The organism is Pleomorphochaeta sp. DL1XJH-081, from assembly GCF_049310885.1.
Taxonomy (GTDB): Bacteria; Spirochaetota; Spirochaetia; order Sphaerochaetales; family Sphaerochaetaceae; genus CAYZJV01.
In genome coordinates this window covers 1-253 of sequence record NZ_JBMDYO010000162.1, presented here as the reverse complement: position 1 = coordinate 253, position 253 = coordinate 1, and the positions used below count along the sequence as shown (strand labels likewise).

At 52.2% G+C, this 253-nt stretch carries 1 protein-coding gene; it reads right to left on the bottom strand.

All coding sequences use genetic code 11. The features are described from left to right. A partial coding sequence (locus ACODJP_RS14310; protein ID WP_422482640.1) for a hypothetical protein occupies window positions 1-210 on the bottom strand: 210 nt, incomplete at its 3' end. Window positions 211-253: the final 43 nt, after the last annotated feature.

Here is a 253-nt window from a genome sequence, read left to right as displayed (position 1 = left end):
CCCGCCGTTTCTCGGTTTTTTTGCGCGTCGCAGACCGCACGACAAACGAAACGAAGTGAAGTTTGTATAAGTGCGCACTTCGTGCACTTCGTGAGTTTTCTGTACTGCCAGTTTGTCGATTGCGCGGAACGGCTGCGTCACGAAAACGGCAAAATGATTTGCTGTCCGGTCGCCGAAATTTTTGCGTAGCTGTGGTGGCTGCGGTGCCAAAAATCATCCGCGCGTTAAGTGCGGATGCGCACTTAGTAGTTTC